At 59.0% G+C, this 25,828-nt stretch carries 23 protein-coding genes; 7 read left to right on the top strand and 16 right to left on the bottom strand.

All coding sequences use genetic code 11. The features are described from left to right. Window positions 1-3: 3 nt before the first annotated feature. The 4 genes from livG to G5533_RS19285 form a co-directional block, all read right to left on the bottom strand. Window positions 4-777 (bottom strand): high-affinity branched-chain amino acid ABC transporter ATP-binding protein LivG, encoded by a 774-nt coding sequence (gene livG, locus G5533_RS19270; RefSeq protein ID WP_005339435.1) that lies wholly within the window; start codon window positions 775-777, stop codon window positions 4-6. Further along, entirely contained in the window at window positions 774-2,042 is a 1,269-nt protein-coding gene (locus G5533_RS19275; RefSeq protein ID WP_421255773.1) for a high-affinity branched-chain amino acid ABC transporter permease LivM, read from the bottom strand. The genes livG and G5533_RS19275 overlap by 4 nt, the downstream gene beginning before the upstream one ends. After that, window positions 2,042-2,968 (bottom strand): high-affinity branched-chain amino acid ABC transporter permease LivH, encoded by a 927-nt coding sequence (gene livH / locus G5533_RS19280; RefSeq protein WP_005339439.1) that lies wholly within the window; start codon window positions 2,966-2,968, stop codon window positions 2,042-2,044. Before livH ends, G5533_RS19275 begins: the two co-directional genes overlap by 1 nt. Before the next feature lie 66 nt (window positions 2,969-3,034). Beyond that, entirely contained in the window at window positions 3,035-4,156 is a 1,122-nt protein-coding gene (locus G5533_RS19285) for a branched-chain amino acid ABC transporter substrate-binding protein (protein WP_005342436.1), read from the bottom strand. Window positions 4,157-4,590: 434 nt separating this feature from the next. Here G5533_RS19285 and G5533_RS19290 point away from each other — a divergent pair, with 434 nt between their 5' ends. Beyond that, on the top strand, window positions 4,591-5,595 hold the full coding sequence (locus G5533_RS19290) for a substrate-binding domain-containing protein (RefSeq protein ID WP_005355925.1): 1,005 nt from the start codon (window positions 4,591-4,593) through the stop codon (window positions 5,593-5,595). 64 nt (window positions 5,596-5,659) lie between these two features. Here G5533_RS19290 and G5533_RS19295 read toward each other — a convergent pair whose 3' ends face one another. Both G5533_RS19295 and G5533_RS19300 read right to left on the bottom strand, forming a co-directional pair. Beyond that, complete coding sequence (locus tag G5533_RS19295) at window positions 5,660-6,985, bottom strand: 6-phospho-alpha-glucosidase (protein ID WP_206692012.1); 1,326 nt, start codon at window positions 6,983-6,985, stop codon at window positions 5,660-5,662. Next, entirely contained in the window at window positions 6,982-8,571 is a 1,590-nt protein-coding gene (locus G5533_RS19300) for an alpha-glucoside-specific PTS transporter subunit IIBC (protein ID WP_421255778.1), read from the bottom strand. The genes G5533_RS19295 and G5533_RS19300 overlap by 4 nt, the downstream gene beginning before the upstream one ends. A gap of 282 nt (window positions 8,572-8,853) precedes the next feature. Between G5533_RS19300 and G5533_RS19305 the strand changes: the two genes are divergently transcribed. Both G5533_RS19305 and G5533_RS19310 read left to right on the top strand, forming a co-directional pair. After that, entirely contained in the window at window positions 8,854-9,561 is a 708-nt protein-coding gene (locus tag G5533_RS19305; protein ID WP_227341655.1) for a GntR family transcriptional regulator, read from the top strand. A 156-nt stretch (window positions 9,562-9,717) separates the two neighbouring features. Then, entirely contained in the window at window positions 9,718-10,935 is a 1,218-nt protein-coding gene (locus G5533_RS19310; RefSeq protein WP_421255774.1) for a 4Fe-4S binding protein, read from the top strand. Between the two features lie 124 nt (window positions 10,936-11,059). Here G5533_RS19310 and G5533_RS19315 read toward each other — a convergent pair whose 3' ends face one another. Further along, a complete protein-coding gene (locus tag G5533_RS19315) occupies window positions 11,060-11,824 on the bottom strand; it encodes an EAL domain-containing protein (protein WP_421173137.1) in 765 nt (254 codons plus the stop codon). 305 nt (window positions 11,825-12,129) lie between these two features. On the opposite strand from G5533_RS19315, the gene G5533_RS19320 reads away from it, so the two are divergent. After that, window positions 12,130-12,882: a hypothetical protein gene (locus tag G5533_RS19320; RefSeq protein ID WP_441255225.1), complete on the top strand. Its 753-nt coding sequence runs from the start codon at window positions 12,130-12,132 to the stop codon at window positions 12,880-12,882. A 64-nt stretch (window positions 12,883-12,946) separates the two neighbouring features. Here G5533_RS19320 and glyS read toward each other — a convergent pair whose 3' ends face one another. Both glyS and glyQ read right to left on the bottom strand, forming a co-directional pair. Further along, a complete protein-coding gene (glyS, locus tag G5533_RS19325) occupies window positions 12,947-15,016 on the bottom strand; it encodes a glycine--tRNA ligase subunit beta (protein WP_441255226.1) in 2,070 nt (689 codons plus the stop codon). Window positions 15,017-15,025: 9 nt separating this feature from the next. Then, on the bottom strand, window positions 15,026-15,949 hold the full coding sequence (glyQ, locus tag G5533_RS19330) for a glycine--tRNA ligase subunit alpha (protein WP_005339464.1): 924 nt from the start codon (window positions 15,947-15,949) through the stop codon (window positions 15,026-15,028). A gap of 222 nt (window positions 15,950-16,171) precedes the next feature. On the opposite strand from glyQ, the gene G5533_RS19335 reads away from it, so the two are divergent. Together G5533_RS19335 and G5533_RS19340 are read left to right on the top strand one after the other, a co-directional pair. Continuing rightward, window positions 16,172-16,744, top strand: coding sequence for a DNA-3-methyladenine glycosylase I (locus G5533_RS19335; protein ID WP_421255775.1), 573 nt, complete (start codon window positions 16,172-16,174; stop codon window positions 16,742-16,744). Window positions 16,745-16,873: 129 nt separating this feature from the next. Then, a complete protein-coding gene (locus tag G5533_RS19340; protein ID WP_005339468.1) occupies window positions 16,874-17,530 on the top strand; it encodes an OmpA family lipoprotein in 657 nt (218 codons plus the stop codon). 144 nt (window positions 17,531-17,674) lie between these two features. On the opposite strand, the gene G5533_RS19345 is transcribed toward G5533_RS19340, so the two are convergent. Then, window positions 17,675-18,022 (bottom strand): RidA family protein, encoded by a 348-nt coding sequence (locus tag G5533_RS19345; protein ID WP_005355943.1) that lies wholly within the window; start codon window positions 18,020-18,022, stop codon window positions 17,675-17,677. A gap of 21 nt (window positions 18,023-18,043) precedes the next feature. Continuing rightward, complete coding sequence (gene tusA / locus G5533_RS19350; RefSeq protein WP_216979834.1) at window positions 18,044-18,289, bottom strand: sulfurtransferase TusA; 246 nt, start codon at window positions 18,287-18,289, stop codon at window positions 18,044-18,046. Window positions 18,290-18,458: 169 nt separating this feature from the next. Here tusA and G5533_RS19355 point away from each other — a divergent pair, with 169 nt between their 5' ends. Then, the gene (locus G5533_RS19355; RefSeq protein ID WP_005339471.1) at window positions 18,459-18,650 is read left to right on the top strand and encodes a hypothetical protein; all 192 of its coding nucleotides are present in this window, start codon (window positions 18,459-18,461) and stop codon (window positions 18,648-18,650) included. 75 nt (window positions 18,651-18,725) lie between these two features. On the opposite strand, the gene G5533_RS19360 is transcribed toward G5533_RS19355, so the two are convergent. The 5 genes from G5533_RS19360 to fadB form a co-directional block, all read right to left on the bottom strand. After that, complete coding sequence (locus G5533_RS19360) at window positions 18,726-19,964, bottom strand: ABC transporter substrate-binding protein (RefSeq protein WP_337073722.1); 1,239 nt, start codon at window positions 19,962-19,964, stop codon at window positions 18,726-18,728. 4 nt (window positions 19,965-19,968) lie between these two features. Further along, complete coding sequence (locus G5533_RS19365; RefSeq protein WP_005339474.1) at window positions 19,969-21,414, bottom strand: ATP-binding protein; 1,446 nt, start codon at window positions 21,412-21,414, stop codon at window positions 19,969-19,971. Further along, on the bottom strand, window positions 21,411-22,133 hold the full coding sequence (locus G5533_RS19370; protein WP_005339475.1) for a response regulator: 723 nt from the start codon (window positions 22,131-22,133) through the stop codon (window positions 21,411-21,413). Before G5533_RS19370 ends, G5533_RS19365 begins: the two co-directional genes overlap by 4 nt. Before the next feature lie 278 nt (window positions 22,134-22,411). Continuing rightward, window positions 22,412-23,575 carry an acetyl-CoA C-acyltransferase FadA gene (gene fadA / locus G5533_RS19375; RefSeq protein ID WP_042032774.1) on the bottom strand — a complete coding sequence of 388 codons (1,164 nt, stop codon included), beginning with the start codon at window positions 23,573-23,575 and terminating at the stop codon, window positions 22,412-22,414. 21 nt (window positions 23,576-23,596) lie between these two features. Beyond that, window positions 23,597-25,744 carry a fatty acid oxidation complex subunit alpha FadB gene (gene fadB, locus G5533_RS19380; RefSeq protein ID WP_421255776.1) on the bottom strand — a complete coding sequence of 716 codons (2,148 nt, stop codon included), beginning with the start codon at window positions 25,742-25,744 and terminating at the stop codon, window positions 23,597-23,599. Window positions 25,745-25,828: the final 84 nt, after the last annotated feature.

Consider the following 25,828-nt stretch of genomic DNA (forward strand, 5'->3'; position numbering starts at 1 on the left):
TCCTTACGACTCGCCCAGATAGGCCTTGATCACTGCCGGGTTGTTGCGGATTTCATCCGGCTTGCCGTGGGCCAGCGGGGTGCCCTGGCTGACCACGAAGATGCGGTTGGAGATGCCCATCACCAGCTTCATATCGTGTTCGATCAGCAGCACCGAGACACCGAATTCGTCCCGCAGGCTCATGATGAGCTCGTCCAGTTCGTCGGTCTCCTTCGGGTTGAGGCCGGCAGCCGGTTCATCCAGCATCAGCAGCTCGGGACGGGTCGCCATGCAGCGGGCGATCTCGAGGCGGCGCTGCTGACCGTAGGCCAGATTACCGGCAGCGCGGTTGGCGAGATCCTTGAGGCCCACTTTATCCAGCCAGAAGGCGGCCCGCTCCAGCCCCTCCTGCTCGGCACGGCGGAAGGCCGGGGTCTTGAACAGGCCGGCGATAAAGCTGGTGTTGAGGTGCTGGTGCTGGGCAACAAGCAGGTTCTCCACCGCTGTCATTTCCTTGAACAGCCGCACATGCTGGAAGGTACGCACAATCCCCTTGCGGGCAATGAGGTGGCCGGGCAGCCCCTGGATCTCCTCACCCTTGTAGCGGATGGTGCCGCCGCTCGGGCAGTAGAAACCGGTCAGGCAGTTGAAGATGGTGGTCTTGCCCGCGCCGTTGGGGCCGATGATGGAGATCACCTCGCCCTTGTCGATATCCAGTTTTACCCCGTTGACGGCCAGCAGGCCCCCGAAGCGCATCGACAGATCAGAGACTTCCATTAACTTCTGATGAGTACTCATTTCTTCAACTCCAGATGCGGACGGGTCATCGGCAACAATCCTTGTGGCCGCCAGATCATCATGAACACCATCAAGAGGCCGAACATCAGCATGCGGTACTCGTTGAATTCGCGGGCCAGCTCCGGCAGCACCGTCATCACGATGGCAGCCAGCACCACCCCGATCTGGGAGCCCATGCCCCCCAGCACCACAATGGCGAGCACGATGGCCGACTCGATAAAGACGAAGGATTCCGGGCTGATAAAGCCCTGCCGGGAGGCAAAGAAGCTGCCGGCAAAGCCCGCGAAGGTGGCGCCTATGGTGAAGGCGGTCAGCTTGATGATGGTGGGGTTGAGCCCCAGCGATTTGCAGGCGATCTCGTCTTCCCGCAGCGCTTCCCAGGCTCGGCCAAGGGGCATGCGCAGCAGGCGGTTGATGACAAACAGGGTCACCACCACCAACACCAGCGCCATCAGGTAGAGGAAGATCACCTTGTGGTTGGCGTTGTAGGTAATGCCGAAGAAGTTGTGGAAGGTATCAAAGCCCCCATCCTTGACGGTGCGGTTGAACTCCAGACCCCCCAGCGTCGGCTTGGGGATGCCGGAGATCCCGTTCGGGCCGCCGGTCAGGGTAGTCATGTTGTTGAGCAGGATGCGGATGATCTCGCCAAAACCCAGGGTGACGATGGCCAGATAGTCCCCCCGGAGCCGCAGCACCGGGAAACCGAGCAGGAAGCCGAAGGTAGCGGCCATCAGCCCGGCGATGGGCAGGCACTCCCAGAAGCTCAGTCCGAAGTAGGTGTTGAGTAGGGCATAGCTGTAGGCACCGACCGCGTAGAAGCCGACATAGCCGAGATCGAGCAGACCGGCGAGGCCGACCACCACGTTCAGCCCCAGCCCCAGCATGATGTAAATCAGGGTGAGGGTGGCGAGATCGATGGCGCCGCGAGAAGCCATAAAGGGCCAGCTCACCGCAAACAGCAGCACCAGCACGGCGGTGAGGTTATAGAGCTTGGGCGCCTCTTCCGGGCTCGGCAGCACCAGCTTGGTGAAGCCGACCGAGAAGCCGCTGATGGAGGCCTGAAACAGCTTGGCAATCTGGCCGCGCAGCATCTGGAACCAGAAAACAATGGTGGCGCCCCCCAGTAGCCAGGCCAGCGACACATCGAGGCGGCTCACTACCTGCAGGCTGGAGCCATCGGTCTCCAGCTTGAAGCCGAGCAGCCAGAAGGAGAGCACCAGCAGCACCAGGCTGGCGATACTGGCGTGGATCAATTGATGTTTCATCACACTTTCTCCACTTCCGGACGACCCAAGATGCCAGTAGGCATAAAGAGCAGCACAAAGATGAGCAGGGCAAACGCCATCACATCTTTGTACTCGGTGCTGAGATAACCGGCGGTGAGCGCTTCAACCACCCCCAGCAGCAGGCCGCCCAGTACGGCGCCCGGAATGCTGCCGATACCGCCCAATACTGCGGCAGTGAAGGCCTTCAGACCGGCCATAAAGCCGAGGTAGGGGTTGATGACGCCGTAATACATGCCGAGCAGCACCCCGGCCACGGCGGCCAGTGCAGCCCCCAGCACGAAGGTGATGGAGATGACCACGTGGGTGTCGATGCCCAGCAGATTGGCCATCTTGATATCTTCCGAACAGGCGCGGCAGGCGCGGCCCATGCGGGAGCGGCCGATGAACTGGGTCAGCGCCAGCATGGTGATGAAAGTCACCACGAAAATGATCAGCTGCATATAGGAGAGGCTGGCCTGAAAACCATCCTCACCCCCCAGGGTCCAGCCACCTGAGATCAGGCTGGGCATGGCGATATCCCGCGAGCCCTGAGCCATGCGCATCATGTTCTGCAAGAAGATCGACATGCCGATGGCGGAGATGAGGGGGATCAGCCGGTTGCCACCGCGCAGTGGCCGGTAGGCGACTCGCTCGATGCTCCAGCCATAGGTGCCGGTGATGATGATACTGACCAGGAAGGCGCCTCCCAGCAGTAGAAAGGTGCTGTCGATGCCCATCATCATGAGCCCCGCCATCACCATGAAAGCGACATAGGAGCCGATCATGTAAACCTCGCCGTGGGCGAAGTTGATCATGCCGATGATGCCATAGACCATGGTGTAGCCAATGGCGATCAACGCATAGGTGCTGCCTATGGTTAATCCGTTCAGCAGTTGCTGAACGAGATAAAGGAGGTGTTCGGACATACTGCGTTCCCTGTACTTGCCCGCAAAGAGAGGAGGGGGTGAGCGTACTCACCCCCGATCGGCAGATTATTTGACTTGGCTGGAAGTACCGTCAGCGTGCCACTGGAACACACCAAATTCGAAGCCTTTCAGGTCACCGTTAGGTGCCCAGGTCAGGGGGCCCATCACGGTATCGATCGGTGCGGCCTTGATGGCGGCGGCAACGGCGGCCGGGTCATCTTCACCCGCCTTGGCGATACCGGCAGCCAGGCTCTGCACCGCGGCATAGGTGGTCCAGACGAACGGGCCGGAGGAGTCCTGACCCTTGGCCTTGAACGCCGCCACCAGCGGGGCGTTGGCAGGCACCAGATCGTATTTGTTCGGCAGGGTCACCAGCAGGCCTTCGGAAGCCGGGCCGCCGATGGCGGAGATATCCTTGTTACCGACCCCTTCCGGGCCCATGAACTTGGCTTTCAGCCCCTTCTCGCCAGCCTGACGCAGGATCAGGCCCAGCTCAGGGTGATAGCCGCCGTAGTAGACGAAATCGACGTTCTCTTTCTGCAGCTTGGCGATCAGGGCGGAGAAGTCCTTGTCACCGGCGGTGATCCCTTCATAGGCCACCACCTTCACGCCAGCCTTGTCCAGTGCTGCTTTGACGCTGGAGGCGATCCCTTCACCGTACTGCTTCTTGTCGTGGATAACGGCGACGCGCTGGGGTTTGACCTGCTCGATGATGTACTTGGCGGCAGTCGGGCCCTGATCGCTATCCAGACCGATGGTGCGCAGAGTCAGCTGGTAACCGCGCTCGGTGATCTTGGGGTTGGTGGAGGCGGGGGTGACCATCAGGATCCCCTCGTCTTCATAGATGTCGGAGGCGGGCAGGGTATTGTCGGAGCAGAGGTGGCCGACCACGAACTTGACGCCATCATTCACCACCTTGTTGGCGATGGCTACCGCCTGCTTGGGATCACAGGCATCGTCATAGATGACGGCTTCGATCTGCTTGCCATTGATGCCGCCAGCCTTGTTGATCTGCTCGACCGCCATCTTGCCGCCGGTGAACTGCATGTCCCCGTACTGGGCAACCGGGCCGGTGAGCGGGCCTGCGATACCTATCTTGATGGTGTCTGCCGCGTGTGCGATGGAGATCGATCCAAACAGAGCCAAAGAAACCGCTGCGCTTACTGTAATTTTGCTCAACTTATGCATTGATTCGTCCCTTAATCAGTGGATTGTTTCATTTACGAGTGCCATTCCGGATCGACATCCCGTGCATCCGGCTATAGGTATGGTTCTATCATTCCTCACGGGGCAATAACAAGCTGTTAAAGATACTAACCAGAGGGGGTGGGGTGGGCTTATTTTGAAATAAATGACCTGTCATTTGTTTTTAATTGGAATTTAGTATCGATTCTTCGCCTTAACATCTTGGTAACCAGAGGTGATTATGATGAAGCACAGAGGATTAGTCTGGTGATATTTTACTCTGATGGTGCTCCCATTTTGACCATTAATCGTTTGCGCAAACAGAAATGAGCGCCTAAATTAGCCGGCATTGACAATTCCGTGGCAGAGCCCGTTAAAACCAAGCCTTTATTCGGGAAATCTGCTAATGTTCCGCCTTTGACAGTCAGGAGACAGAGATGGCCACTATCAAGGATGTCGCCTCGCGCGCAGGCGTATCCATCTCCACCGTCTCACATGTGCTCAACCACACTCGGCGGGTCAGCGAAGACGCGACCCAGAAAGTGATTGAGGCGGTGGCAGAACTCAACTACGCGCCCAACTCGGTAGCGCGCAGTCTTAAGATAAATTCGACCAAGACCATTGGCATGCTGGTCACCACCAGCGTAAACCCCTTCTTCGCGGAAGTGGTGCAAGGGGTTGAAGCGTACTGCTTCGAACAGGGCTACAGCCTGATCCTCTGCAACACCGAAAACCAGCCGCCTCGCCAACAGCATTACCTGAGAATGCTGATGGAAAAACGGGTGGATGGTCTGCTGGTATTGGGGACCGATATCGACACCCCGTTGCGCGACATGCTGCGCATCCACAAGAACGTGCCGCAGGTGGTACTGGATTGGGGCACGGAGTGCGATTTCGCCAACGTCATCAACGACAACGCCCGCATCGGCGCCCGCATGGCCGTACGCCATCTGCTGGAGCTGGGGCACCGTGACATCGTCTGCATCACTGGCCAGCTCTCCAAGCCGACCACCCAGCAGCGACTGGACGGGGTGCGTGATGCGCTGGGCGAGCACGGTCTGACCCTTAAAGATGAACAGGTCTTTGAAGGGGACTACGAGAGCCAGAGCGGCTTCGATGCCATGCAGCGCATCCTGGCCCTGCAGCCTCGCCCGACTGCGGTCTTTGCCTTCGACGATCCCATGGCGATCGGCGCGATTTGCGCAGCCTGGGAAGCGGGAGTCAAGGTGCCGGACGATATCTCCATCATCGGCTACGACGATGTGGAGATGGCGCGCTTCTCCAGCCCGCCGCTGACCACCATCCGCCACCCGAAGGCCGAACTGGGCCAGCTGGCGGTGAAGCATCTGGTCAGCCGGATCCGCAACAAGGAGCTGGAAGTGGAGTCGATGACGGTACAGCCCGAGCTGATCGTCCGTCGCTCGGTCAAACCGCTGCGTTAATCCGCACCCGTTGCCAAAACGAAAAACCCCCTCTGTCACGAGGGGGTTTTTGTTTATGGGCGGTTTATTTCAGTTCCGGCCAGTAGGCTTTGTTGGCCTCTATCAAGTCATCGAGAATGGACTTGGCCACCGAGGCGCTAGGTACTGTCTTGGAGAGGGTGATGGCTTGCCACAGCTTCTGGTAAGAGTGCTCGACCCAGGCTTCGACCACCAGTTTCTCGACCGCGACCTGCTGGCCCATCATGCCCTGCTGGAACAGCGGGATGCTGCCCACCTGCAACGGCTCTGGCCCGCTACTGCCGACCAGGCAGGGGATCTCGACCATGGCTTCCGGGTCAAAGTTGGGGATGGCGCCGCGATTGGGAACGATCAGCAGCATCCGCTCCTGGGTATTGAAGGCGATGGCGGTTGCCAGGTCAACGATATAGGAGGCGTGCTCATCGATCTCCAGCTCGCCCGCTGCTGAATTACCTGCCTTGACGATGTCGGTACAGGCGGTGAAGACCTGCTTCTCGCGGTGCTCCATCACCTCGTTGGCGCGTGTGTGTTCCGGGTTGGAGTGGGCCACCACATAGTCCGGGTAGAGGTAGTACTTCAGATAGGTGTTGGGCAGGGTATCCGGGTCGAGCGCCCATACATCCTTTGCCTTGGCGAAGGTATCGTTCCAGCTTGCTTCGGCATGGCTGGCGCTATTGGGCACATAGCCGTGGCGGGCGACGTGCTCCTTGATCTTCGGCATCAGGTCGTTGCCTTCCAGATCCTCGATGCGGGTCCACCAGCCAAAGTGGTTGAGGCCGTAGTAGCGTACCCGCATCTCTTTGCGGGATTTGAGACCGGCAATCTGGGCCATGCGCCCCTCGATCCCGATCGGCATGTCGCAGATGTTGAGGATTTTGGCGTTGGGACGCAGGCGACGGGTCGCTTCGGCCACAATGGCGGCCGGGTTGGAGTAGTTGAGCATCCAGGCATTGGGTGAGTACTGCTCCATATAGTCGACCAGCTCCAGCACTCCGCCGATGGAGCGCATGCCATAGGCGATACCGCCCGGGCCGCAGGTCTCCTGGCCGACCACGCCATGACGCAGCGGGATCTTCTCGTCCAGCTCGCGCATCGGATATTTGCCAACCCGGATATGGGCCATGACGAAATCTACATCGCTAAACGCTGCTTTGGGGTCGGTGCCATAGCTGAAGGCGATCTCGGGAGCCTTCTCTTTCAGCAAGATTTTGCAGGCTTCGGCGATGATCTCCTGACGGGCACCATCGTTGTCGTAGAATTTGATCTCCTTGAGCGGGAAGCGATGCTGATTTTCCAGCAACATCAGAACGATACCTGGAGTAAAAGTGCTACCACCACCGGCAATGACTACAGAGAATTTTTTCATGATCATGACTCCATTACTAAAGACGATTGTTGATGACTGTTGTTCATAATCGATTCCATATTTTCACGTACCTGAGGTACATGCAGACCGATAATTACCTGGATACTATCGCCATGGCGGACGACACCATGGGCTCCCAATTTAATAAACTCCTCATCTGCATCTGCTAGCTTGCTGTTAACCAGCGATATTCTTAAGCGCGTGGCACAATTATTCAGACTGCGTATATTTTTGACTCCACCAAGCGCTTCGATAATTTGTGTTGCACTATCACTGCTACGCTGGTTTTTGGCTGCCTGATAATCTGACTTGGAATAAAGCTTTATTTCACTGTCTTCCCGGCCCGGTGTTTTAAGATTGAGCCTGATAATCAGCGCGCGGAATATCAGGAACCAGATGCCGGTAAAGACCAATCCGATAGCGATCTGGGTGAACATCATTCCCGCATGGTTGTGGAACATGGGTATCCAGTTCTGCGGCAGGAACTGGTCGAGCAGACCTCCACCCATGTTGCCGACCACACCAAACAGGTACATCACAGTCGACATGGTGGCTGCCAGCAGGGCGTGGATGGCAAACAGCAGCGGCGAGATGAAGAGGAAGGTGAACTCCAGCGGCTCGGTGATGCCGACCAGAATGGCGGTCAGGGTGGCCGGGATCAGCAGGCCTGCAACCTTGGCCTTGTTCTCTTTGGCTGCCGTGGCATAGATGGCCAGGGCAATCCCCATGGCACCGAAAATCTTCGAGTTGCCATGCAGGGCAAAGCCACCCTGAGGGAACTGTTCAATCAGCGGGCGAGTGCTCTGGCTGAACTCCAGCATGTGCTGCGCCCAGTAGAGTTGAATGCCCCCCTCTACTGCCGCTGGGCCGAAGATGAAGGGGCCGTAGATAAAGTGATGCAGGCCGGTCGGGATCAAAATCCGCTCGAGGAAGGTGTATACCCACACCCCGACCGGACCCGAGATCAGCATGAAATTCTGCAGGGAGGCGATGCCCATCTGTACTTTTGGCCAGCCAAGCAGGGTCAGCCAGGCACAGGGGATCATCACGAAGAAGGCGACAATGGTGACAAAGGAGCTGCCCTGAAATATGCCGAGAAAGACCGGCAGTTGGCGATCAAACAGGCGGTTGTGCAGTGCCGTCACGATGCCGGAGATGACGATGGCCCCTATGATGCTGGTATCCAGGGTCTTGATCCCCGCTACCATGGCGAGGCCACTTTCACCCCCTACATCCTGACTGAAGTCGACCCCGAAATAACTGCCCCAGGTCATGCCCATGGCGTTGATAAAATAGTTCCAGGTCATGAAACTGACCAATACAGCCAGACAGGCTCTGGCTTGTGCCTTATTTGCCAGACCGATTGGCAGGCCAATCGCAAATATAAGCGGCATATTCCTGAATACTGTCCAGCCACCTTCTTCAATAATATGGATGATCTGGAAGAATAATCCTTGTGGGTTTGCCAGTGATTCACCGACAAACATCGGGTTTTTCAGCATAATTGCAATGCCTACTACCATACCTGCAAAAGGAAAAAGCAGTACAGGAGTGAACATTGCTCCGCCAAAACGTTGAATTTGACTGAGCATATATTGTCCCTTGGTTGAAATAGCTAATCGAATCCTTGCCGGTGTTGCCAGATGCAAATTAGCAACGATAAAAAGAGACCTCATGAAATATCTTGGAATAATGTGATCTGACGCATGCAGTTATTTAGACAAAGATGTCTAACTTTTGCGATATTGTTGTACCTCTTGGTTTCGTGATGTTCTTGCAGCTTTAGTTGAAAGTTAAGTTATTGTTTTTAAGCAATTTAGTCACTTGATTAAGAATAAGATGGTTGGCGTTGTGACCACAGGAGATGTCTAGCAGTGATCTATAAATCGGTGGCTGATCGACTCAGGATCAGGGTAAACGGTGCCGAGTGCCGGGTGGGAGATGTGTTGCCCGGCGAAAAAGCGCTGGCAGAACAGTATGGCGTCTCCCGCATGACCATTCGCAAAGCGGTAGACATGTTGATCGAGTGGGGATTGGTCGAGCGGCGCCACGGCAGCGGCACCTATGTGACAAAAAAGGATGTCCAGCATGAGACCAAAGGGCTGAGCGGGTTTACCGAACTGATGCGCGAGCAGGGGCGCACTTTGACCAGCCAGGTGTTGGAATTTCGCACCATGCCTGCGCCACCGGCCATCGCCAGTCAGCTGAGGGTGAAGGTGAATGAACCCGTCTATTACTCCAGCCGGATCCGCTCGGTGGATGGTCGGGCTCTGCTGCTGGAAGAGAGCTATATGCCGGTCAGACTGTTTCGCAATCTGTCGGTCGCCCATCTGGAAGGGTCCAAATTCGACTACATCGAACGGGAGTGCGGCATCGCGATTGCGGGCAACTATGAGTGCTTCAGTGCCGTGCTGGCGGATCGGGCTACTGCCGAGCTGCTCCATATCGAGCAGGGGGCCCCTATCCTGCGGCTCACCTCACTCTCATACAGCGAGAGCGGAGAGTTCCTCAACTACTCCATCATGTTCCGTAATGCCAACGACTATCACGTTGACTACCACCTCCACCGTGCCCGCGGTTAGTGCCTGGCTGATGAGGCAGCGTGTCGTTGAAAGAGGGGAGAGCCTGCGAGGGAGGCATTGGCCATAACTCCTCCCTCGGCCCATGCAGATCAAAATAATCAACTCAAATGTTAGTTATCCTTGCTGCCGGATCCGGATGTAGGCAGTGGGGGATGCATGAGCGTGATTGAAGCGATAACCATGGTGGCCGGTATGGTTTATCTGGTGTTGTTGGCGTGGCAGGTGCGCACCGGCTGGCCGGGGCGTCTTGCGCTCGGCCTGCTGGGGCTGGTCTGGTTGCTGGCGGCCGACAGCCTGCTCTGGCTCGCATTGGGGACGGTCACCGCCGTGCTTGCCCTCCGGCATCAGAGGCGGCCGCTGCCCGTGTTCGGGGCGATCGACAGTCAGCAGTTGCGGGCAGGCACTCGCCATCTGCTGCTGCTCTGCTGGGGGCTGGTCACAGTGCAATACAGCCTGCATATCTGGCAGTTGGGACAGGGGATGAGCCCCTGGCTGGTGCGCCCGGACGTGGTGGATGCCTTCCTGCCCATCGCCGGTGGCCTCGGGCTGCGGGCCTGGTTCGCGCAGGGGTTGGTGGATCCCCACCATCCGGCGGCCACCGTCACCGTACTGGTACTCTCCCTGTCGGCCCTGCTGCTGGGGCGGGCGTTCTGTGCCTGGTTCTGTCCGCTCGGGCTGGTGGGGGAATGGCTGCATGGCCTGCGCCACCGGTTGCTGCCGGGGGAGTGGAGCCCGCCGCGCTGGTTGGATCTTGCCCTGCGCACCCAGAAGTTTCTGGTGCTCGGCTTTCTGCTCTTCATCATTCTGCTGGCGGTGCCGGCTGCTGCCCTGCCCGGCTACTTCACCAGCCCCTACCATCAGGCGGCGGATATGAAGATGGGTGCTTTCTTCTTCAACCTGACCCTGATCTCGGGTCTGTGCCTCGGCTGGGTGTTGCTGCTTACCGCGACCTTTCGTCAGGGATTCTGCCGCTACCTTTGCCCCTATGGCGCCTGGCTCGCCCTGCTGGGGCTACTGACGCCGCTGCGCATTCGCCGTGACTCGGCCCGCTGCCTGCGAAGCCAGGGTCATGACTGCGACAAGTGCAGCCGGGCCTGTCCATCGCGCATTGCGGTGCACCAGCTTATTGCGGTACGCAACCTGGAGTGCACCGGCTGCCTGAGCTGCGTGGCCGCCTGCCCCAAGCGGGTCGAGGCCCTGCACCTTGGCAGCAAGGTGAAGCGGCTTGCACCGAGCCGTTTGCTGGGGCTGCTCTGCCTGTTGCTGCTGGTGCTGCCGTTGCTCGCGTATGGCCTGCTGGAGATCTGGGTCAGCCAGACGCCGCTGGCGATACGGGCTCACCTGTTGCAACTGTTGCCACAGCTGACCCATTAACCGGGGAGGGTGACTGTGTAACCATGGCGCAAGGTCACAGGGTATGCACATGGACACCCTCGGGTGTCCGTTTTCTTATTCGGGTGGGAGTGGGCTGAGGGGGAGGCAGTGCAGACCGACTGGCTTACAGGCTGGCGAAATCCATCTCGGGCAGGGTTTCAAAGCCGGGGCGGGCAAACAGATAGCCCTGCATCAGGCTGATGCCCATCTCCCGCAGGCAGGCCATCTCTTCGCGGGTCTCGATCCCCTCCGCCAGCGGGGTGATCTTCAGCTCCGCAAACAGTGCCAGACAGTGGCGCACTATGGCTTGCCGGGTCGGGTCATGGTCGATGCCGCGCAGCAGGTGCATATCGAGCTTGACGATGTTGGGGTGAAAATCGGCCAGCAGGTTGAGGCCCGAGTAACCGGCGCCAAAGTCATCGATCGCCGTTTTGAAGCCGAGCGCCTGATAGTGATCGACGATGCCGCGAAGATGCTGGCTATCCTGCACCTGCTCCACCTCGGTCAGCTCGAACATGATCTGCTCGATGGGGAAGAGGTGCTCGCGGGCTGCCTGCAGGGTGGTGCGGATGCAGCGTTCCGGACGGTAGACCGCATTGGGCAGAAAGTTGATGCTCAGCATGCCCCGCATATCGAGCCGGGCGGCCAGCGCGATGGCCTTGATGCGGCACAGTTGATCGAAGCGGTAGCGGTTGTCGTCGTTGACCCGGGCAATCACGCTCTGCGCCGGCTCGTTGTTGAGCCCTCGCACCAGCGCCTCGTAGCCGAAAATAGTGCGCTTGCTGCAATCGACGATGGGCTGAAAAGCCATGGTGAAGTCGAAGTCTAGATCCACCTGCTCCTGACACTGCTGGCAGATTGACGGGGCGGGGGCGGCAGGTATGTTCATGACGTTCCTCTGATTGGCCGTGGCGGCGCTGGGCACTGTCTCAAATGATAACAGCTCATTGCCCCCTGTAGGTTCGATTAGCGCAGCGTAATCGGACGAACGAGAGGCTTTGGTTGCGGTTGTTGCCGTGAAGCCGGGGCGGCCAGCCGGAGTTGGAAATTCGGCTGGCGGTTATGGCGGGAGAGCCTATTTACGCGAACGTCCGATTACGCCTGACGGCTAATCGAACCTACCGAGGTGATAATTCTTCGCTAATTAAGCCTGTAGCTTTATTATTAGCATTGCTAAAATATGGAGCGAAGTCTATGGGAAAGCGAAATTTTATTATTGTGATGTTTTGTGTGTTGGTTTTGGTTAGTGCTCCGTTACTTCTCTACATCTATATATTTGCACCAATCTCACATTATTCATTATCTACATCTGATCAAGCGTGGTCGAATTTTGGTAGTTTTATTGGCGGCACAATAGGAACTATTTTTTCTTTTTTGACATTCCTTGGCGCTGCGTTTGCAGTTTACTATCAAAAGAAGCAATTAGATGTACAGAAAGCCACAATGAAATTAGAAGAAATTCTTAGTTTGCTTTCTAGGCATTCTGAACGATTAGATGTGTTAATTTATACTAGTCCACAGTTATACCCTCATCAATATATAGAACTAAATGAGCTTGACCCCAAAATGAAAGCTTATATAGAAGGTAGCTTTATTAGCATATTGGCAGCGTTGGGTACGTTATCACTGAGCAAGAAGTATAACAAAACGTTTAATGTGCCTGACTCAAATGTACCAGATGGTTTTATATCTGGCTTTTTACAACAAAGTGCCTCATTAATAAACGTTGAGTTAAATAGCTATGGCCATTTGTTATCTATATATAAAAATAGTGATGGTGATCATGAGCTTGTTGGTTTTTATGAAGGCAAGTATTCAGCGTTAATTTGTTGGTTGAATGTAGTTGGATTGCTCAATGCGCCATTAATTAATGATCATGTTGATTTTATTGTATTAGAGAATGTCCTCGTAGGTAATAATTTTAAAGATTATTCATCTTCTATTTAAAAGTTATTTTTATAAAAAACGGCGCCTCGCGGCGCCGTTTTTAATATCACTGACTCAACCAGAATCACTGCAGCAGGGAGATATCCGCGACTTGCAGGAACAGGTTGCGCAGGTTGTTCAGCAGTGCCAGACGGTTGGCCTTGAGGGCTTCGTCGTCGGCCATCACCATCACTTCGTTAAAGAAGGTATCGACCGGCTCGCGCAGGGCGGCCAGACGGGTGAGGGCAGCCTGATAGTCACCGGCAGCGAACAGCGGGGCCAGTTCGGCTTGCAGTTCGGCAACCTGGGTGGCCAGCGCCTTCTCGGCGGCATCGACCAGCAGTTCCGGTTTGACGGCAGTCGGCAGTTCGCCTTCGACCTTGGCCAGAATGTTGCTCACGCGCTTGTTGGCGGCAGCCAGTGCCAGTGCGGCATCCAGCGTGCGGAAGTGGCTGACGGCCTTGACGCGGCGATCGAAGTCGAGCGGACGGGTCGGGCGGCGGGCCAGTACGGCCAGCACCACGTCGGCACCGATGCCTTCGTCCTGATAGGCGGCGCGGAAGCGGCCCAGCATAAAGTCGACCACGTCGGTAACGACGGTTTTGTTGGTCAGCTTGTCGCCGTAGACGCGTACCGCTTCTTCAACCAGTTCAACCAGATCCAGATCCAGCTGCTTCTCGGTCATGATGCGCAGGGCACCGATGGCAGCGCGACGCAGGGCGAACGGGTCCTTGTCACCCTTCGGCAGCATGCCGATGCCGAAGATACCGGCCAGGGTGTCGAACTTGTCGGCCAGCGCGACGGCGCAGGCAACCAGACCGGACGGCAGGGCATCACCGGCAAAGCGCGGCATGTACTGCTCGTTGAGGGCCACGGCCACCGCTTCGTCTTCGCCATCGTGACGGGCGTAGTGCATCCCCATGACACCCTGGGTGTCGGTGAACTCGCCGACCATGTTGGTCATCAGGTCACACTTGGAGAGCAGACCGGCACGCTTGGCCTGAGCCACGTCGGCGCCGATACGCTCGGCGATAAAGCCGGCAACGGTCTCAATGCGCTCGACCTTGGCCTTGACGGTGCCCAGCTGTTGCTGGAACAGCACGGTTTCAAGGCGCGGCAGGCGGGAGGCCAGAGTCTGCTTGAGGTCGGTCTTGAAGAAGAACTCGGCGTCAGAGAGACGGGGGCGAACCACCTTCTCGTTGCCGCTGATGATCTGGCTCGGGTCTTTGGACTCGATGTTGGTGACGAAGATGAACTTCGGCAGCAGCTTGCCGTTCTTGTTGTAGACCGGGAAGTACTTCTGGTCACCCTTCATGGTGTGAACCAGTGCCTCGGCCGGAACGGCCAGGAACTTCTCTTCGAAGTTGGCGGTCAGCACCACCGGCCACTCGACCAGTGCGGTCACTTCTTCCAGCAGGGCGTCGTCCAGATCGGCCACGCCACCGAAGGCGGCAGCGGCCGCTTCGACGTCAGCCTTAATCTTGGCCTTGCGCGCCATAAAGTCGGCAATCACCATGCCGCGCTCCTGCAGGATCTGCGGGTACTGGCTGGCGTTGTCGATGGTGAATTCGCTCTCGCCCATAAAGCGGTGACCGCGGATGGTGCGGGCAGAGTCGATACCCAGAATGTGAGCAGGAACCAGCTCGCCATCCAGCAGCAGGGTCACGGTGAAGACCGGACGCACAAACTGGATGGTCTTGTCGCCCCAGCGCATCATTTTCGGGATCGGCAGTTTGGCCAGTGCGGAGGCAACCAGTTCGCCCAGCAACTCTTTGGCCGGACGGCCTTCGACCTTGGCGGTGTGAACCAGCCACTCGCCCTTGTCGGTGACCAGACGCTCGGCCTGCTCAACGGTGATGCCGTTGCCACGGGCCCAGCCTTCGGCAGCCTTGGTCGGTTTGCCTTCGGCATCGAACGCCTGAGCCACGGCCGGGCCGCGCTTCTCGACGCTCTTGCTCGGCTGTTCGCCGGCCAGCTCGCTCACTTTCAGCGCCAGACGGCGCGGTGAGGCAAACCACTCGACGTCGCCGAAGGCCAGATCGGCCTTGGTCAGTTCGGCTTTGAAGTTGTCGGCAAAGGCTTCGGCCAGGGAGCGCAGGGCTTTGGGCGGCAGCTCAGCAGTACCGATCTCTACCAGAAATGTATGTTGTGCCATGTCCGTTCCTTAACCTTGCTTGTTCTCACTGCGCTGACACATAGGGAAGCCCAGCGCTTCGCGGGAGGCGTAGTATGCCTCTGCCACGGCCTTGGTCAGGGTGCGAATGCGCAGGATGTAGCGCTGACGCTCGGTGACCGAGATGGCCTTGCGGGCATCCAGCAGGTTGAAGGAGTGAGCGGCTTTGAGGATGCGCTCGTAGGCAGGCAGCGGCAGCGGTTTTTCCAGTGCCAGCAGATTCTGGGCTTCCTTCTCGTACTGCTCGAAGCAGTGGAACAGGAACTCCACGTCGGCGTGCTCGAAGTTGTAGGTGGATTGCTCCACTTCGTTCTGGTGGAACACGTCGCCGTAGGTGGTCTTGCCCAGCGGGCCGTCAGACCAGACCAGATCGTAGACGCTGTCGACGCCCTGAATGTACATGGCCAGACGCTCGAGACCGTAGGTGATCTCGCCGGTGACCGGCTTGCACTCGAGGCCGCCAACTTGCTGGAAGTAGGTGAACTGGGTCACTTCCATGCCGTTCAGCCACACTTCCCAACCCAGACCCCAGGCACCCAGAGTCGGGTTTTCCCAGTTGTCTTCCACGAAGCGGATGTCGTGGATCTCAGGATCCATACCCAGCTCTTTCAGAGAGCCCAGATAGAGTTCCTGAATGTTGTCGGGGGAAGGCTTGATGATCACCTGGAACTGGTAGTAGTGCTGCAGGCGGTTCGGGTTTTCACCGTAGCGGCCGTCAGTCGGACGGCGGGACGGTTGCACGTAAGCGCAGGCGATGGGCTCCGGGCCCAGGGCACGCAGACAGGTCATGGGGTGGGAAGTACCGGCACCCACTTCCATATCCAGCGGCTGAATGATGGTACAGCCCTGGCGGGACCAATAGTCCTGCAGCTGCAGGATCAGGCCCTGAAAGGTTTTGACATCGAATTTTTGCATAATTTTTTTCGCGCGAAATGAAAATCAGAGCAAGATTTGCTGAATGTGAACCGAGGGAGTATACCGTCTGGCATGGTCGGATAATAGGCGAAATTGCAGCGGATTCGCGGGATGGTGCTGCGCTCTGGCTGGTCGGGCGGGTTGTCCGGTATATGATGTGAGCAGTGCCGCCTGTAGAGTGGGCAGGGTCGGGGAAACCGCTGAAATAACGAGGGAGAGGAAATGGAACTGCGCTGCGCCTGGGTGACCAAAGACCCGGAATACATTGAATACCATGACAAACAGTGGGGCAGGCCGGTCTATGACGCCCGCGAGCTGTTTGCCAAGCTCTGCCTAGACGGCCAGCAGGCGGGGCTGTCGTGGATCACCATCCTCAAGCGCACCGAGAGCTATTACCGCGCCTATGCCGACTTTGATCCACAGCGTATCGTGCAGTTCGACGAGCAGGATGTGGAGCGGCTGATGCAGGACAGCGGCATCATCCGCAACCGGCTCAAGGTGCAGTCGATCATCAAAAACGCCCGCGCCTATCTGGCGCTGGAGGCCGAGGGCATCGACTTCGTCGATTATCTGTGGGGCTTTGTCGGCGGCGCCCCCATCGTCCACCAGCGCCAGGGCAACGGCGACATTCCGGCGACCTCACCGGAGTCGGATGCCATGTCCAAGGCGCTCAAGAAGCGCGGCTTCACCTTCGTCGGCAGCACTATCTGCTACGCCTTCATGCAGGCGGTGGGCATGGTGAACGATCATCTGGTCAGCTGCCCTTGCCATGCCGAGTGTCAGTTACCGCGCTGACAGCCCGCCGATTGGCCAAAAAAACACCACTCTCGCCATCTGTTCAGGCTTGCGTCAGACAATGGCGTGCCAGCGCGTTACAATCCGGCCCCCGGCATGGTGCCGGATTGTTTTCACAGAGGTTTTTTCATGCGAGCCAAGATCCTGGTGCCTGCTCTGGCACTGACCGTTGCCCTGAGCGGCTGTACCACCAACCCCTACACAGGTGAATCCCAGACCTCCAAAGGTGCCTGGGGCGCGCTGGCTGGCGCCGCTGCCGGTGCGGCCGTAGGTGCGCTCTCCTCCAGCAAGGGTGACCGCAAGAAGGGCATCCTGACCGGCGTTGCTGCCGGCGCGGCGCTGGGCGGCGGTATCGGCTACTACATGGACGTGCAGGAAGCCAAGCTGCGCGAGAAGCTGCAAGGCACTGGCGTCAGCGTGACCCGCAATGGCAATGAGCTGATCCTCAACATGCCGAACAACGTCACCTTCGACAGCTCCAGCTCCCAGCTGAAAGCGGCCGGTGCCAACACCCTCTCCGGCGTGGCCATGGTCGTTGCCGAGTTCGACAAGACCCGCCTGAACGTGGTCGGTCACACCGACAGCACCGGTTCCCGCGATCTGAACATGAAGCTCTCCCGCGATCGTGCCGATGCCGTTGCCGCCCAGCTGATTGGTCAGGGCGTAGCAGGTAGCCGCATCTCCACCACTGGCGTGGGCCCGGATCAGCCGGTTGCTACCAACAGCACCGCCGCTGGCAAAGCCCAGAACCGCCGCGTGACCATTACCCTGACCCCGACCGCCTAAGTCGTTCAGGTTTCGGTAACGAAAAGGCCCCGCCAGTGATGGCGGGGCCTTTCTATTGGCGCAGTTGCGAGCAATGGCGCCTTGTTGTTTGCTCCCTTCTCACCTCGTGGGAGAAGGGACGGGGATGAGGGGGATAAGCGCCTCTTAGACCGCCGCTGTCAGCTGCACTTCCACCTTGTAGCCTTCGTGGGCGAGGCGGGCTTGTACGCAGGCGCGCACGGGTGCGGTGCCAGCCGGGATCCAGGCATCCCACTGCTCGTTGAAGGCAGCGATGTCCTGAATGTCTTTGAGATAGATATTGGCCATCAGGATCTTGTCGACGCCGGAGCCGTTGGCTTCCAGCAGGCGTTGCAGGCTCGCCAGCACTTCGCGGGTCTGCTGGTGGATGTCGGCTTCTTCGCTGACGGGCACTTCCACCACGTAGAGGGTGCCATTGTGGATGACGACGTCTGACCAACGCTGGGTGGTGCCGATTCGGGTAATGGTTGTCATGGAGTGCTCCGGTACGGGGGCTTAGTGACCCTTGCGGATCAGATAGCGGTAGGGGGCCTGCTCTGTCTCGCTGGCGACCAGGGTGTGATCCATAAAGCGGCAGAAACTGGGGATGTCGCGGGTGGTTGAAGGATCGTCGGCGCTGACCAGCAGGGTCTCGCCATCCGCCATCAGCCGCACTTTCTTGCGAACCATCATAACGGGTTCCGGGCAACGAAGCCCGATTGCGTCCAACTCGTGGGTCGCATCGCAGAATAAATCACTCATCTATTATCAACCTTCAACCTATTCGGCTGCCAATGATACTCAGGGCTAAAAAATAATCAAACAAACGCCCCATCAACCAGCATATGTAACCGAAATGTTATTCGACCCTATCCAGCTTGCGCCGGACGAGTAATATAAAAATTGAACCATATTCAACAAGGAGGTGAATATGCAGGTCTCCTACGGCAGATTACAAGCCTATGCAGGCATGGGGTTCTTGTCCTTCGCCATGATAGTGATGGGCAGCCCGATCGGGAATACCGGTACCTGGTTCGGCTCCATGGTGATGGTCGGGTTGGGGCTCTGGATCGAGCTCAGCGATTACTATGACGAGGATGAGGACGAGAACGATCAATCCTGAATCGGATGACGATTCAACAACAAAGGCGGAGCAATTCCGCCTTTGTCATTTCTGCCGTTTGGCTATGTGCCCGGATCAGCGGGTCGATCGCATCGCCCGCTCCAGATGCAGCGCCGTCTGCTCCGGGTTGGCCTTGGGATCGTTGAAGAAGTTGCTCAGCACATCGAGGATCGCCTGCCGCATATTGGTCGGCGTCGCCATCCCTTCCGCCATGCTGGGCAGCAGGTTGTCCTGCTTTTCCGCCAGCAGGAAATCCTGATAGGAGCGGACGGCGCAGCGGTCGAATTTGCTCATGTCGGGATTGGTCAGCGCCGGGATCGACCCCTTCACTCGATTGAACTCCTCCTGGAATTTTGGCGTCATCAGCAGCTGGGCCAGATCCCCCTGCGCCTGCAGCTGGGCTGGATCCCGCTGTTTGAACATGGCGATGGAGTCGAGGTTGTAGCTGAACAGTCCGGAGCTGCCCGGGCTCGGCAGACAGGCGATATCCTCACCCGGCCGGTAGTTGCCCGCGCTCAGCTCCCCCTTCACCCAGTCCCCCATCACCTGCATGGCGGCGCCACCGCTCTCCAGCAGATTGGTGGCCTGATGCCACTTCAGACCGGCGTATTTTTGCGGCACGTAGGCGCGCAGCTGCTGGAAGCGGGTCAACACCTGCACCATGTCGGGGCCGGTCAGGGTGGCGCTGTCCTGCTCGAGGAACGCCTTGCGATAGAATTCTTTACCGCCCTCACCGAGCGCCACCGTTTCAAACAACACTGCCAGCTGCCAGGGCTCGTTGCCAATGGCGAGCGGGGTGATGCCCCGTTTTTTAAGCTGGTCGGCGACGGTGACAAACTGGGCCCAGTCGGTGGGCGGAGTCAGCTTATTGCGCTCGAAGATCTTGCGGTTGAGCCACAGCCAGTTGACCCGGTGGATGCCGGTGGGCACCGCCATCAGGGCGCCATTCTGGCTGAGGGTGGCACGCACCATGGGCGGCATCTGGCTGTACCAGCCGAGGTGCTCGGCCATAGGGGTGAGATCGCGCAAAAAGCCGAGTCCGGCCCACTCCTTGAGCTCGTAACCCTTGAGGTGGGCCGCTTCGGGCGGGTTGGCCGCCAGCGCCCGGCTCTTCAATACCGTCATGGCGCTCTTGCCGCCGCCGCCCTGTACCGCGAAGTCGTTCCATTGGTTGCCCTGTTTGGTCCACTCGGATTTGAGCACTTCGACCGCTTTCGCTTCGCCGCCGGACGTCCACCAGTGCAGCACTTCCACCTGGGAGGCGGCAACGGGAGCAGAGAGCAGGGCGATGACAGAAAAAGACAACCACTTCATAAGGTTACTGCCTTGGTAGGGAGAGCGTGGCCTGCAGGCCACCTTGCGGACGGTTTTCCAGCACCAGATCGCCACCGTGGGCGTGGGCTATGTTGCGGGCGATGCCAAGGCCGAGGCCGGTGCCAGCCTGATCGGTACTGAGCCGGTAATAGGGTTCGAAGATACGCTCGAACTGATCGTCCGGCAGGCCGGGGCCCTCATCCATGATGAAGAGGATCAGCATCTCCTCGTCATCCATGATGATGATGCGCACCCGCTGGCCGTACTTGATGCCGTTGTCTACCAGATTGCCGATGCAGCGCTTGAGCGCCAGCAGCTTGCCGCGGTAGGGCCACTTGCAGTGGCCTTCGATGGTCAGCCGCTCGTCGTGCAGGTTCATCGACTCCGCCATCTGCTCAAGCAGGGCGTTGATGTCGATCTCCTCGATATTCTCGTGAATGTCGGTCTCTTTGACCGTCTGCAGCGCCCCTTTCACCATCAGCTCCAGCTCGTCGAGATCCTTGTTGAACTTGGCGATCTGTACCTCGTCGTCGAGCAGTTCGACCCGCAGCCGCAGCCGGGTGATGGGGGTCTTGAGGTCGTGGGAGATGGAGCTGAACAGCCGTTCCCGATCATCGATATAACGGCGAATGCGGTGCTGCATGATGTTGAAGGCGCGGGTGGCCGCCACGATTTCCGACGCCCCTTCCTCTTTGAGCGAAGGCTGATCGATATCCTTGCCGAGATTCACCGCCGCCTTGGCGAGACGGCGCAGCGGGCGGGTCTGCCAGCGCACCAGCATAAAGGTGAAGAAGCAGAGGAACACCGTCATCAGGGCGATGAAACGCACCTGGTTGCTCGGCATCACGGTATCGTCGAGGGTCATGTAGGGGGCGGGCAGCAGGGCCGCCAGATAGAGCCACTCCCCCTTTTCAATCTCGATCTGGGTCACCAGTACCGGTGGATTGAGCGGCTCCAGCGACAGTGTGTAGCGGGCCCAGGAGGAGGGAAGATCCGCCAGCAAGGTGTCGTTGTTGAAGACGTGGAGGTCGTCGGGCCGGGAGAAATCCACCTTGATCGCCATGGCGTCGGAGAGCTTGCGGGTCAGCACTCCCTGCACCTCCTCCAGCACCTGCGTCTTGCGTTCGCTGTCAGGGATGGCGTTGATGTGGATTTCCTCTTCGTTGAGCGAGACGAAGAAGCGGCTGCCCCCCATGTTGCGCAGCTGGTCCAGCGCGATATGGCGATACTGCAGCGGCAGGGATTTGAAGAAGTTGACGGTGGAGGCGGCAGACATGGCGAGGTTGCGGGTGGTGCTGAGCATCCCCTCCAGTTCCCGCTTCTGGATCTGCTGCATCCAGATGCCGGTCAGAATGGTCTGGGAGAGCAGGATGGCCAGCAACAGCAGCAGGATCATCCGTGACAACAGGGAGCGGGGCACCAGCGCCCCCCAGGACCACTTGTTGCTCATGGCAGCTCGTGCACCTCGGCAATCAGCATGTAGCCACTGCCGCGAATGGTCTTGATGATGCGCGGGCTCTTGCCGTTGTCGCCCAGCTTCTGGCGCAGACGGCTGATCTGCACGTCGATGCCGCGCTCCATCGGCAGACTTTCGCGACCGCGGGTGGCATCCGAGATGGTGTCGCGATCCAGCACCACGCCGGGCTGTTGCAGGAACATGCCGAGCAGCATGGCATCGCTGCCGGAGAGATCCAGCAGGCTGCCATCGTCATGGGTCAGCTGGTGGCTCAGGGTGTCGAGGGTCCACTCGGCAAAACGCAGGCGGCGGCTCGGCTCTTTCTCTTTTTCCGGCTGGCGGAATTCGGCGCGGCGCAGCAGCGCCTTGATGCGGGCCTGCAGTTCGCGGGGGCTGAACGGCTTGGCGATATAGTCGTCGGCGCCGAGTTCGAGGCCGATCACCCGATCCGCTTCGTCGGAGGCGGCGGTCAGCATGATGATGGGCACCTGGGAGTCACGACGGATCTGCTGGCAGAGGGTAAAACCGTCCTCGCCGGGCATCATGATGTCCAGAATAATCAGGTCCGGGCTGTGCTGGGCGAGTTGCTGGCGCATCTCGTTGCCCTCCGCCGCCGTCAATACCTGAAAGCCCGCCCGGGTCAGGTACTCATTGAGCAGCTCGCGGATCTCTTGGTCGTCATCGACGATCAGCAGTTGTTTGCTCATTGACATATGTATGTGCATCCACCCATTTTTTTGTGCAGATTGAACCTGTCGGGGGAGTAAAAAGCAAGCAAGCCCCCTATCTAATGTGAGGTTTAAGGCAATAACAGCCTATTGATAAGATTAAAACGAAAAAAGGCCGACCCAAACGGGACGGCCAACAGACAGCTTCTGACCACTGACGAGCACCCCGTGTGGCGATCGTCACAGACTTGAAAAGGGGCCAGTCAGACTGGCCCCGAAAAGGGACAACTCTCAGTAGTGCATCCCGTCGATCCGGCTGGTTATCACACCCGTTCAAACACGGTGGCGATGCCCTGGCCCAGACCGATACACATGGTGGCAACCCCCAGCGTGGCATCCTTCTCCTCCATCAGATTGATGAGGGTGGTGGAGATGCGCGCACCGGAGCAGCCGAGCGGGTGACCCAGCGCAATGGCGCCGCCGTTCAGGTTCACCTTCTCGTCCACCTGATCCTGCAGACCCAAATCTTTCACGCAGGGCAAGGACTGGGCGGCAAACGCCTCGTTCAGCTCGAACAGGTCGATGTCACCGATGGTCAGACCGGCCCGTTTGAGCGCCTTCTGGGTCGCCGGAACCGGGCCGTAACCCATGATGGCTGCGTCGCAGCCGGCGATGGCCATGGCACGAACCCTGGCGCGCGGCGTGAGGCCGAGGGCCTTGGCACGATCCGCGCTCATCACCAGCATGGCGGCGGCGCCATCGGACAGGGCCGAGGAGCTGCCGGCGGTGACGGTGCCGTTGACCGGGTCAAACACCGGGCGCAGCTGGCTCAGGGTTTCAACCGTGGTCTCGGGACGGATTACCTCGTCATAGTCGTAGAAGAAGCGGGCGCCACTGGCGTCATGGCCTTCCAGCCCGACGATCTCCTTGGCAAAACGTCCTTCCACGGTTGCCGCGTGAGCGCGGCGGTGGGAGCGGGCGGCAAACTCGTCCTGCTGCTGACGGCTGATGCCGTGCAGCTTGCCGAGCATCTCGGCGGTCAACCCCATCATGCCGGAGGCTTTCGCCACCGACTTGGCCATGCCGGGGTGGAAGTCAACGCCGTGGCTCATCGGCACGTGACCCATGTGCTCGACGCCGCCGATGATGAAGATATCCCCGTCACCCACCTGAATGGCGCGGGAGGCGTCGTGCAGCGCCTGCATGGAGGAGCCACACAGGCGGTTGACGGTCACCGCCCCCACCTGCTTCGGAATACCGGCCAGCAGCGCGGCGTTGCGGGCGATGTTGAAGCCCTGCTCCAGGGTCTGCTGTACGCAGCCCCAGTAGATATCCTCGATCTCGTTCGGGTCGAGGTTGGGGTTGCGCAGCAGGATGGATTTCATCAGGTGCGCGGACAGATCTTCTGCACGCACGTTGCGGAAGGCGCCGCCCTTGGACCGGCCCATCGGGGTCCGGATACAGTCGACAATGACTACGTCTTTCATGAATGGATCTCCTTTCCGCAATCAGTAGAAGGTTTTGCCCTGGGCCGCCATCTCACGGAGCTTGTCGCTGACGCGGTAGAGCGGGCCCAAGTCGGCATACTGGTCGGCCATGGCCACGTAGCGATCCAGACCAATGGTGTCCAGATAGCGGAACACGCCGCCGCGGAAGGGAGGGAAGCCCAGACCGTAGACCAGTGCGATGTCGGCTTCGGCTGGCGTGGCGACAATGCCCTCTTCCAGACAGAGCACCACCTCGTTGATCATCGGGATCATCATGCGAGCGATGATGGCGTCCTTGTCGAAATCCTGTTTCGGCTTGGCAATGAGGGCCAGCAGCTCGTAGCTGGCGGCGTCGGCCACCTTCTTCGGCTTGCCCTTCTTGTCCTGCTCGTAGGCGTAGAAGCCCTTGCCGTTCTTCTGACCGAAGCGGTTGACCTCGTACATCACGTCGATGGCGGTGCGACCTTCCTTGCTCATGCGTGCCGGGAAACCCTGTGCCATCACGTCGCCGGCATGGTGACCGGTGTCGATGCCAACCACGTCCAGCAGGTAGGCGGGGCCCATGGGCCAACCGAACTCCTTCTCCATCACCTTGTCGACGGCCGCGAAGTCAGCACCATCGGCGACCAGCTTGTTGAAGCCGAAGAAGTAGGGGAACAGCACCCGGTTGACGAAGAAGCCCGGGCAGTCGTTGACCACCACCGGGGACTTGCCCATGGCGGCGGCATAGGCCACCACGCGGTTGATGGTTTCATCGGAGGTCTGCTCGCCGCGGATGATCTCCACCAGTGGCATGCGGTGCACCGGGTTGAAGAAGTGCATGCCGCAGAAGTTCTGCGGGCGCTTCAGACCCTTGGCCAGCAGGGAGATGGGGATGGTGGAGGTGTTGCTGGCGAGCACGGCGTCTTCGCCGATGATCCCTTCCACTTCGCCCAGTACGGCGGCTTTCACTTTCGGGTTCTCGACCACGGCTTCGACCACTACGTCCACGCCTTTGACGTTGTCATAGCTGAGGGTCGGGGTAATGGCAGAGAGCACCTGGCCCATCTTGATGCCGTCGATGCGGCCCTTTTCGAGCTGGCCGTTGAGCAGCTTGGTGGCTTCGCCCATGCCAAGTGCCAGCGCCTTCTCGTTGATATCCTTCATCACCGCCGGAATGCCCTTGCTGGCAGACTGGTAGGCGATGCCGCCACCCATGATGCCGGCACCCAGTACGGCGGCGTGACCAGTGGCCTTAGCTGCCTGCTTGGCCGCCTTCTTGGCCAGCGCCTTGATGTGCTGATCATTCAGGAAGATGCCGACCAGCGCCTTGGCCACGTCGGTTTTGGCCAGCTTGATAAAGCCCTGAGCCTCGACGGCCAGCGCCTCGTCACGGCCCATGCCTGCGGCGGCCTCGACAGTTTTCACCGCAGTCATCGGTGCCGGATAGTGTTTGCCCGCCACAGCGGCAACCATGCCGGCGGCGGTGGTGAAGCTCATCATGGCTTCCAGTTTGGAGAGGCGCAGCGGCGCTTTCTTGGCGGCGCGGCGGCTCTGCCAGTCCAGCTTGCCCGCGATGGCGTCCTTAATCATCTGCAGCGCAGCGCTCTGCAGCGCGTCGGGGGCGACCACGGCATCTATGGCGCCCACCTTGAGGGCGTCATCGGCACGGTAATCCTTGCCGGTGGTGATCCACTCCAGCGCGTTGTCGGCGCCGATCACTCGCGGCAGGCGGACAGTGCCGCCAAAGCCCGGCATGATGCCGAGTTTGGTCTCGGGCAGGCCAATCTTGGCGCTGGTGTCAGCCAGACGGAAGTCTGTTGAGAGAATGGTCTCGCAGCCGCCGCCCAGAGCGTGTCCCTTAATGGCGGAAAGGGTCGGGACCGGCAAATCTTCGATGGCATTGAAGATGTCGTTGGCCTTTTTCAGCCAGCCGAGCAGATCTTCTTGCGGCAGATCGAACAGTTCCAGGAATTCGGTAATGTCGGCACCGACGATAAAGGCGTCTTTGCCGGAAGTGAGGATCAGACCTTTTAGTTCACGTTCTTGTTGTAATGCGGCGATCGCTTCGCTCAGGGAGAGCAGGGTAGCGCGATCCAGCTTGTTGACTGAACCCGGGGCATCAAACCTCAGCTCGGCGATGCCGTTTTCGAGGTAGCTGACCGACAGGGTTTCGCCTTGGTAGATCATGAGAGTGTCTCCTTGTTCCCACTCAGTGGGGAGTGGTGCTCCTTAATCCCCAGCAGGGGGCGAGGCTCACTATTGATCCAAAAG

Source organism: Aeromonas sp. A600620 (assembly GCF_029479985.1).
In the GTDB taxonomy this organism is placed as follows: Bacteria; Pseudomonadota; Gammaproteobacteria; order Enterobacterales; family Aeromonadaceae; genus Aeromonas; species Aeromonas veronii_A.